At 36.9% G+C, this 9,619-nt stretch carries 10 protein-coding genes; 8 read left to right on the forward strand and 2 right to left on the reverse strand.

What is annotated here, in order from left to right; translation table 11 throughout:
* The first annotated feature begins 11 nt into the window (after positions 1-11).
* The 6 genes from OQX63_RS16210 to OQX63_RS16235 all read left to right on the forward strand — a co-directional run bounded on the left by OQX63_RS16210 (position 12) and on the right by OQX63_RS16235 (position 6,094).
* A complete protein-coding gene (locus tag OQX63_RS16210; RefSeq protein WP_265851868.1) occupies positions 12-881 on the forward strand; it encodes a sugar phosphate isomerase/epimerase family protein in 870 nt (289 codons plus the stop codon).
* Positions 882-1,373: 492 nt separating this feature from the next.
* Positions 1,374-2,363 (forward strand): aspartate-semialdehyde dehydrogenase, encoded by a 990-nt coding sequence (locus OQX63_RS16215; protein ID WP_265851869.1) that lies wholly within the window; start codon positions 1,374-1,376, stop codon positions 2,361-2,363.
* A 59-nt stretch (positions 2,364-2,422) separates the two neighbouring features.
* Positions 2,423-3,025, forward strand: a complete 603-nt coding sequence (locus OQX63_RS16220; protein ID WP_265851870.1) for a CDP-alcohol phosphatidyltransferase family protein — start codon at positions 2,423-2,425, stop codon at positions 3,023-3,025.
* Between the two features lie 143 nt (positions 3,026-3,168).
* Positions 3,169-4,293 carry an ATP-binding protein gene (locus tag OQX63_RS16225; protein WP_265851871.1) on the forward strand — a complete coding sequence of 375 codons (1,125 nt, stop codon included), beginning with the start codon at positions 3,169-3,171 and terminating at the stop codon, positions 4,291-4,293.
* Between the two features lie 19 nt (positions 4,294-4,312).
* Positions 4,313-5,719, forward strand: coding sequence for a D-alanyl-D-alanine carboxypeptidase/D-alanyl-D-alanine-endopeptidase (gene dacB, locus OQX63_RS16230; protein WP_265851872.1), 1,407 nt, complete (start codon positions 4,313-4,315; stop codon positions 5,717-5,719).
* A 15-nt stretch (positions 5,720-5,734) separates the two neighbouring features.
* Positions 5,735-6,094, forward strand: a complete 360-nt coding sequence (locus OQX63_RS16235; RefSeq protein ID WP_265851873.1) for a hypothetical protein — start codon at positions 5,735-5,737, stop codon at positions 6,092-6,094.
* Positions 6,095-6,311: 217 nt separating this feature from the next.
* On the opposite strand, the gene OQX63_RS16240 is transcribed toward OQX63_RS16235, so the two are convergent.
* Both OQX63_RS16240 and OQX63_RS16245 read right to left on the reverse strand, forming a co-directional pair.
* Positions 6,312-7,442 (reverse strand): hypothetical protein, encoded by a 1,131-nt coding sequence (locus OQX63_RS16240; protein WP_265851874.1) that lies wholly within the window; start codon positions 7,440-7,442, stop codon positions 6,312-6,314.
* Positions 7,442-8,074: an ABC transporter ATP-binding protein gene (locus OQX63_RS16245; RefSeq protein WP_265851875.1), complete on the reverse strand. Its 633-nt coding sequence runs from the start codon at positions 8,072-8,074 to the stop codon at positions 7,442-7,444. The genes OQX63_RS16240 and OQX63_RS16245 overlap by 1 nt, the downstream gene beginning before the upstream one ends.
* 75 nt (positions 8,075-8,149) lie before the next feature.
* Here OQX63_RS16245 and OQX63_RS16250 point away from each other — a divergent pair, with 75 nt between their 5' ends.
* Both OQX63_RS16250 and OQX63_RS16255 read left to right on the forward strand, forming a co-directional pair.
* Positions 8,150-8,659: a GNAT family N-acetyltransferase gene (locus OQX63_RS16250; protein WP_265851876.1), complete on the forward strand. Its 510-nt coding sequence runs from the start codon at positions 8,150-8,152 to the stop codon at positions 8,657-8,659.
* Positions 8,660-8,731: 72 nt separating this feature from the next.
* Entirely contained in the window at positions 8,732-9,580 is an 849-nt protein-coding gene (locus tag OQX63_RS16255) for a DUF2911 domain-containing protein (protein WP_265851877.1), read from the forward strand.
* Positions 9,581-9,619: the final 39 nt, after the last annotated feature.

Below are 9,619 nucleotides of genomic sequence, written 5' to 3' on the forward strand. Positions count from 1 at the left end.
TTTATTAGGCAATGAATTCAAGAAGGACATTCTTAAAACAAGCAGGATTAGCTGCAGGAGCAGCATTATTAATTCCATCATTTGCCTTTGATAAATTAAGCAAAAATGTTGGTCTGCAATTGTATACCCTACGCGATGAATTGCCAAAAGATGTAAAAGGCGTTATCGAGAAAGTAGCAAAAGCCGGATACAAAGAAGTTGAAACCTATGGTTTTGCCAATGGAAAATTCTGGGATCTAACGCCTAAAGAATTTAAAGCCTTACTTGATGCGAATGGCTTAAAAGCACCAAGTGGTCATTACCACATGGATGATTTTGTAAAAACAGGAAATACGGATAGATTAAAAGCCGACATTGAATCATCAGCTGCAATTGGTGGTAAATATTTTACCATTGCCGGCGCACATGTTGATATGAGTAAAGGAGCTGATGGTTTCAAAAAAACCGCCAGCGATTTTAACAAAGTGGCTGAAATTGCTAAAGCTTCAGGCTTAAAATTTGCCTACCACAACCATGATTTTGAGTTTAAGAAATTGGGCGATACCACGGGCTATGATATTTACTTAACTGAAACAGATAAAAACCTGGTTAATTTTGAAATGGATTTATACTGGGTTGTCCGTTCAGGTAATGACCCTTTAGCTTTGTTCAAAAAATATCCAGGCCGTTTCCCAATGTGGCATGTAAAGGATATGGACAAGGCCAAACCTGAATTAAACACCGAGGTGGGTAAAGGATCAATTGATTTTAAAACCATTTTTGCACAAGCGAAACTTTCTGGCATGCAACATTTCTTTGTAGAGCACGAAACCAATTATCAGCCAGATCCAATTGGCTCAATCAAAGCCAGCTGCGATTATATCAAAGCCAGTTTGATTTAAATTTATCCAAGTCCCGCAGGTTTCAAAAAATCTGCGGGGTTTAACACGCGCTTGTCTTTCTATAGACTGAAGCGTAGCGAAATGGAGAGATCTATCTTCGTAAATCAAAACTTCTTCTTTCTTCAACAAAAGATTTCACTATCATTAGGAGAATTGTCCCTGTTTATCTAAACCTGATAGAACGGCAATCCTTTTTAATTGCTATGCCTATAAATCTTGTAGCCTTCAACCGATGAAAAATTTATTTCATAAATAAATTTTAGTGAATTAAAAACTGCGAGGAATCGTCATTCCCAATCGATTGGGAATGACGATCTTCTATCAAGCATCACTAAATCGAATTAACACTTTATTCTCCAACCATATTTTCTATCGAAAACCAAAAATTTTAAATATAAAAAGCAAATTTAATTGGTAACAATAGGGATATCAGCTTAATTTTTAGCATATTTGGTCTCATATCAAATAATTAATAATATAAAAAAAATTAAAATGAAAGTAGCAGTAGTAGGTGCCACCGGGTTGGTTGGTACTGTCATGTTAAAAGTATTGGAGGAGAGAAATTTCCCTTTAACAGAGTTGATTCCCGTAGCATCAGAAAAGAGTGTTGGCAAGGAAATTACTTTTAAGGGCAAGAAGTTCCCAATTGTTAGCATGGATACTGCAATCAGCATGAAACCGGATATCGCTTTGTTTTCAGCTGGTGGCAATACTTCATTAGAGCATGCACCGCGTTTTAAAGAAGCCGGAACAACTGTTATCGATAACTCTTCGGCATGGAGAATGGACCCTGCAATTAAATTAATTGTACCAGAAGTTAATGCACACGAACTTTCTATCGATAACAAAATCATCGCAAACCCGAACTGTTCTACCATTCAAATGGTTGTGGTTTTAAAACCTTTGCACGATAGATACAAAATTAAACGTGTAATCGTATCTACCTACCAATCGGTTACCGGTACAGGTGTTAAAGCGGTTGAGCAGTTAATGAACGAACGCAAAGGCATTGATGGTCCTAAAGCTTATCCATACGAAATTGATCTGAATGTTCTTCCACATATTGATGTTTTCACCGATAACGGATATACCAAAGAAGAAATGAAAATGGTGAAGGAAACTAACAAAATCATGAGCGATGATAGCATCAAAGTTACCGCTACAACTGTTCGGATCCCGGTTATGGGCGGTCACTCAGAATCGGTTAATATCGAGTTCGAAAATGATTTCGATTTAGCCGAAGTACGCAGCATTTTAGAAAAAGCACCAGGCGTTATTGTTATTGATGATGTTGCCAACCTAAAATACCCGATGCCAAAAGATGCACATGAAAAAGATGAAGTTTTTGTAGGCCGTATCCGTAGAGATGAATCAGCACCAAAAGCATTAAACCTTTGGATTGTTGCCGACAACTTACGTAAAGGAGCAGCAACCAATGCAGTTCAAATTGCCGAATACCTGGTTCAGAAAGAATTGGTTTAATCAATAAATAACTTAAGAAAAGCCTCGATTTATTCGGGGCTTTTTTATGCGCTCCAATAATGAAACACATTCCAATTGCTTTAATATTCTTCAGACTGCTTATCGGTTTTGGAATTATTCTGTTAAGCGTTTTCCATGTTAACCACTATTCCTTTTTAGCCATCACCTTATTATCCGTGGGTTTGCTAACCGATGTTTTTGATGGAATTATTGCCCGTAAGCTCAATATCTCTTCAGAAAAGTTAAGGCGGCTAGACTCTGGTATCGATCAGGTATTTTTTATTTCGGTAGCAGTTGCCACTTACATCCAATGCCCTGATTTTTTTAAAACTAATCTCATAAAACTGATTGTGTTAGGCGCTTTTGAGGCCTCTACTTATGTCTTAAGTTTTATCAAATTTAAAAAGGAAATTGCTACGCATTCTATCGGTGCCAAAATCTGGACACTAACTATATTTGCCGCCCTGGTCGAAATTATGGTTCACTGCGAATCGGTCGTGCTATTCGAAATTTGCTTTTGGATTGGCTTGGCTACAAGACTAGAAATACTCGCTATTGTGTTTACACTCAAAAAATGGACAAATGATGTACCCACCATTTATCATGCAGTGAGATTGAGGCAGGGAAAGAAAATTAAGCGCAACAAATTATTCAACGGGTAAAGTTAAAAATTTAAAGATATATAATTTAGCGGATCGTAATCACTAAATTACATATAAAAAAGAGATCGTAATCACTAAATTACATATAATTTAGTGATTAGAATTAAGATTTTGCTATATTTGAGATAATCAAAATTTGTAAGATGATTATCAGAAATCTACAAAACCATATAGAATCGAAGTTTTTTAAACAAAAAGCTATTATTGTTACTGGTGCAAGACAAGTGGGTAAAACTACTATGTTAAAGCAACTCGTAAAAAAAACAGAATTGTCCTTTGTTTTCCTAAACTGTGACGAAGCTAATGTACGCACCACATTAACCGACATCAGTATTGAGCGGTTAAAATCAATTATCGGTGCTAGCAAAATCATTTTTATCGACGAGGCACAACGTGTTACCAATATTGGCTTAACCTTAAAACTGATCGTTGATAATTTTACTGATGTTCAGTTATTGGTTACCGGTTCTTCATCATTAGATCTGGCTGTTGGCATCAAAGAATCGTTAACAGGAAGAAAATTCGAATATCACCTCTTCCCTTTTTCAGTTGCAGAACTTGTTGAAGACACTAATGTGCTTATTGAAGAACAGGCTTTAGAAAAAAGATTAATTTATGGTACTTACCCCGATGCGATCAATTATCCGGGGGAAGAAAAAGAGCTGTTATTAAATTTAGCAAACAGTTATCTTTTTAAAGATATTTTATCCCTTACCGGCATCCGAAAACCTTTACAGCTCGAAAAACTGGTACAGGCATTGGCCCTACAGATCGGGAATGAGGTTTCTTATACTGAGCTTGGGCAAATGATTGAAGCCGATAAACTCACCGTTGAGCGTTACATCGATCTATTAGAACAATGTTTCGTTGTATTTAGGCTAGGTGCTTACAGCAGTAACCTGCGGAACGAAATTAAAAAGAGCAAAAAGATATACTTCTATGATACAGGAATCCGAAATGCGGTAATCGAAAATTTTGGCATGCTCGGCTTACGTCAGGATGCGGGTCAGTTGTTCGAAAATTATATTGTATCCGAATACATAAAGGCCAGTAATAATAAAAGAAAGCACGCCAAATATTATTTTTGGCGCAGTTTTCAGCAACAGGAAATTGATTTAATAGAAGAAATTGATGGAAAAATAAATGCCATAGAAATTAAATGGAATGAGAATAAAAAAGTAAAGTTTCCTTCAACTTTTTTAGACGCATACCCCACCAATGAAACATACGTTATAAATAAAGCTAACTATACCAGTTTCCTGGTATAAAATAATCGCCTGCAAAAAAATGAAATTTTTCAAAATATTGTCCCTATCGCTGTGCTTAACAATCGCAGCAAACGCTCAAAACAGGATCCAAAACATAGAAAAAGCCTTTAATAACTTAGTAAATGACGAACAGGCAAAACATGCTCTTGTCTCTCTTTGTGTTTTGGATGCAAATACCGGTAAAACGCTTTATGCTAAAAATGAGCAGATTGGTTTGGCTACCGCTTCAACACTAAAAACCATTACTGCAGCTACTGCTTTCAGCATTTTAGGAAAAGATTTTCAGTTTCAGACTACCTTGGCCTATACCGGAACCATTACTACAGACGGAATTTTAAAAGGAAACCTCATCATTATCGGTAGCGGAGACCCAACTTTAGGTTCTTGGCGTTACCAGAATAAAGAAAATGCTGTTTTAACACAATGGGTTGCCGCTATAAAAGCAGCAGGCATAAAAAAAATTGAAGGTGCCATAATTGGTGATGACCGTATTTTTGGTACGCAAACTATGCCTGAGGGCTGGGTTTGGCAAGATATTGGCAATTATTATGGGGCTGGAACTTCAGGTCTAGCCTGGCGCGAAAACCAGTTCGATATTCACCTGAGGCCTGGCAGCAGCACAGCTGAGGAGGTGAAAATTGTAAAGATCGTTCCGGCGACTCCATACGTTCAAATTGTAAATGAACTGAAAACTGGTGCATCTGGTACGGGCGACAGAAGTTATGCCTTTCTTGCACCCTATAGCAATGTGGCTTACCTACGCGGGAGCTGGGGAATGGGGATTACTAAAACAGGTGTATCTGTTGCATTACCAGATCCTGCATTTGATTGTGCTTACCGTTTGCTGGATACGTTGAAAAGGCTGGGAGTTTCTACCAGCCAGCAAGCCACTACCGCTAGATTGATGACTTTGAACAATCAGGTCATCCCTTCTATCACACAGAAAATTAGCACGATTAGTTCGCCAAGTTTAAGCGAGATTACTTATTGGTTTTTAAAGAAAAGCATTAATTTATATGGCGAATCACTTTTAAAAACCATTGCAATAAAATCAGGCAAAGAAGCTACAACAAGCAAGGGTGCAGAAACTGAAGCCAACTTCTGGGCTGCTAAGGGAATCGATAAAACGGCACTTAACATCATTGATGGCAGTGGACTTTCTCCAGGCGACAGGATCACAACTTCTGCAATGGCCAATATACTTTTCCAGGTTCAAAAAGAAAACTGGTTTCCTGATTATTATAAAGCCCTGCCAGAATACAATGGCATGAAAATTAAAAGCGGAACCATAAATGATGTTTCGGCATTTGCTGGTTACCATACGGATGCTGCTGGTAACAAATATGTCGTAGTGATCAATATTAATAATTATAGCGGAAACAGTATAAACAAAAAGTTATTTAAGGTGTTAGATGAATTAAAATGACCCCTGCTTATTAATATGACTTTTTTTGTTAAAAACCTGCAAACCGTTGACGGATTGATTTCAAACCTGTACAAGGATATTTCTGTGGAGGAAATGACTAAAAAAATTACCGAGCTCTTTGAATTACAGGGCTACAAAGTAATTGATCAGCAATTCGGGAATTTAATTTTAGAAAAAGGTAGCCGTACCAAAAGACTCTTACTAGGTGCATTTGCAACCTATTTTAAATTTAGTGTAACCATGTCACTAAATACCGAAAACGAACTTACGGTGAATGTTTTTCAGCAATCTAGTGGCATGTCGGGCGGTTTAATTGGTATGAACCAGATCAAAACAGAGCTTGCCAGGTTAAATTTTTTATTTGCGAATATTTAAAAACATTCCGGTTCCGTGGCCTGTGTCTGCACAGAACACGCTTAAAACCAATGAGGTCCTTCCCAACAATATTAAATTTATCCATGACCTGTGCGGACACAGAACATGGGTAAATAGAGAGATCTATTACAACAGATTTAGCTTCGCTGAGCACTTCGTGGTTCTCGACTGCGTTGCACTCCGCTCGAAATGACGACATTTTGCAAGCTCATCGAAATCAAATACCTAAACGATTATCATTCAAATAATTCCTCCTATACAGCACCCAAGCAACAATAGTATTTACAGGAATTAGCATTAAGCCTAGTCCAAACATAATACACACATAAAAAAGGAAAAACAGGCAAAAAACGCCGATCAAAAATCCTTTAACCCGTATCCCATTCAACAATAGAAAGCTTCTAAATAACAGCACTGCAGAAAAGGCAAACGCCGTTAATTCAAATGCAGTTAAAATGTTGTAACTGGTAAATAGCCAACAAATTTCAGGCAATAATAAAATGAGATAATTTAAGCAGAAGCTAAAAAACATCTTCAATTTGGCGAATGGAAAATTTGAAAGGAAAGCCAGATAGCGATCGTTAAAGATTTTTTCCTGATAAATGAGTACCGCATGCGCCACAACAATACAGGAGGTAATAAGCATGAGCAACTTATTGTTATGCTTAAGATCTGCAAAAACCAAAAACACACTCGCAATTAACACCCATGAAAGCAGTTTTGTGAGTACATAAGCCAACTTCGATTGATTGAAAACCTGAAAACTGTATAATAAAAAAATGGGCTTGTTCCATTTTCTGGTAACTCTGACCAACAAACTGGGTTTATGGGCTTCGATTAAAGAATTATTTTCTTTTAAACAGCTGTAGGCACAAGCCATAATCAGAAGCAGCTGGAACAGCAATATCGCGATAGAAATAAGATAAAATCCAAATATCAATCCAATCGTTATTACATATAGCGTATAAGCTAAAACTGGCATAAAAATGTATGTCTGTACAGTAAACCAATTTTTAAACTGTTGTTTTTTGCTAGATGCATTAAAACTATAATAGAGAAACTCCTGCTGGGGCAAAGCAAGCTGGTTAAGCACATATTTTAGGCTTTTATAGGCATACAATGCACTTGCCACAAGATAAAAAGTCATGATTAATGGATTGCTTACCAAACTGATGGTAAAGAAAAACTGCCAGAAATCGATCTGATCAGGCATAACCGTACCCAAAGTATTAATGAACAAACAATAACTAATCAACATGACGAAAACAAATACCAGCATGCCCGCATGGGTCCGGTAAAATCCATCAACAAATATTTTTTTTAAAGCAATGTTAGAGAGTAAAAGCATTAAAAATTCAGTTTTATTTCTTTATCCTCGATCCAAACCTGATTTATTCCAGGCAACTTCAACTCATCTAACGGCTGATGAGATGACAATAAAAAACTGACTTTTTCATTCTGGTATTTTTTATTAATCCAACGGTATAATATTGCTAAAGATTCGATATCGATTGTATTTAAAGGTTCGTCTAGTAAGATTAACTTAGGTTTTCCCAAAAAAGCCAAAACCAAGGAGAGCTTTTTTAACATGCCGCTAGAATATGAACCTAGCGGATGATGAATGTAAGGTTTCATACCCATTTCATTAATTAAAGTCTCTTCTTGCCCAGTAGTCGCGCCTTTTGCTTGAGCAAAAATGTCGACCATTTCTAATCCGGTTAAAAACTCGGGGAATAGTGGTTCAGCTTCGGCAAAATTTACAAGTCTTCGATAGGAAACGCCATGAGTTTTTAAGTAGACTTTACCAATTGCGATATCGCCTTTAAAAGACAATATTCCGGCTATTGCTTTTAGTAGCGTACTTTTACCAGATCCATTGCTTCCTTTTAACCAAAAAATGCCTTCAGGAAGCATAATATTATCTATCTTTAAAACAAGATGATCGAAATAGGATTTTTCGAATTGACTGAAGTGTAACATAAAATTATTTCATTTCTGACTTTATATTTATTAAAAAGTTACAGCCTGATCTCACCTCGACAAAATTTCAAACGAATGCAATTAATTTTACGCCCTTACCAACACAGTGATGTTGAAAATTTGGTTAAACACGCCAATAACTTCAACATTTCTAAATACCTGACCAATAAATTCCCTTTCCCATACGAAAAAAAAGATGGTGAAGCCTTTATTCAATTGGCTTTAAGTCACGATCCCTTACAGATCAAAGCCATTGTATTGAACGATGAAGTAATCGGATCGATTGGTGTGCATCAACTCGCAGACATTTACAGCAAAAGTGCAGAAATAGGTTATTGGATTGGTGAGGAACATTGGGGCAAAGGCATTGTTACGTTTGCGATAAAAAAAATGCTAAAATATGGTTTCGAAACATTTGATATCGAAAGAATTTTCGCCAGGACCACACATACTAACCTCGCTTCACAAAGGGTTTTACAGAAATCGGGTTTTATCTTCGAAGCGGAATTAAAGGGTACTATTTTTAAAAATGATGAATATTTTGATGAACTGATTTTTGGTTTCAGGAAAAATCAACTGATTTAAATACTACATTAAAACTTTTGTTAAACCCGGAGCTTATTGCGTAAATTCGCACAAACCAAAAACAACAAAACAATGAAATTATCAATCAGATCTTTAATGCTGTTTGTAGCACTTTTAGGTGCGGCAAATTTAGCAGATGCCCAGGAAGTCAAATTCCCACAGCCAAGTAGTGGCCAAACCTTAATCCAGGATTTTGGATTGGGCAAAATAACTTTAAGCTACTCACGTCCTAATGTAAAAAGCCGCAAAATTTTCGGTGGTATGGAACCCATGGGGAAAGTTTGGCGCAATGGTGCAAACGCAGCTACCCGGATTAAATTTACCGATGACGTTAAAATTGAAGGCAAAGATTTACCAGCAGGAGAATATGGTTTGTTCAGTATTCCTGGTAAAACCGAGTGGACGGTTATTTTTAATAAAATTGCCAATCAATGGGGTGCATACGAATATAAAGAAAGTGATGATGTATTGCGTGTAAAGGTAAAAACGATCGCTTTAAAAGATAAAGTAGAAACTTTAACCATGCAATTCTCGGCTGTTGGCGAAACTTCTGCAACTTTAAATATGATGTGGGAGAACAGTGCATATTCCGTTAATATCACAACTTCTATTGATGAAAAAGTTATGGCCAATATTGCTGAAGCGATGAAAGGTGAAAAGAAACCTTATTTTGCGGCTGCACAATATTACTTTCAACATGGAAAAGATTTAAAACAAGCTTTAACGTGGGTGACGGAAGCAGAAAAATCAGATCCAAAAGCGCCATGGTTTAAGTTATGGAAAGGCCGTATCCAGTTAAAAATGGGCGACAAAGCGGGTGCAGCAGTTACGGCGCAGCAAGGTATTGATGCTGCTAAAGCTCAAAAGGTTGATGAGTATGTACGTCTGAATTCAGAACTTCTGGCTGAAGCTAAAAAATAAAGAATAACTAACCCCGCGATGCCGTCATTTCGAGCGGAC

The organism is Pedobacter sp. PF22-3 (assembly GCF_026239555.1).
In the GTDB taxonomy this organism is placed as follows: Bacteria; Bacteroidota; Bacteroidia; order Sphingobacteriales; family Sphingobacteriaceae; genus Pedobacter.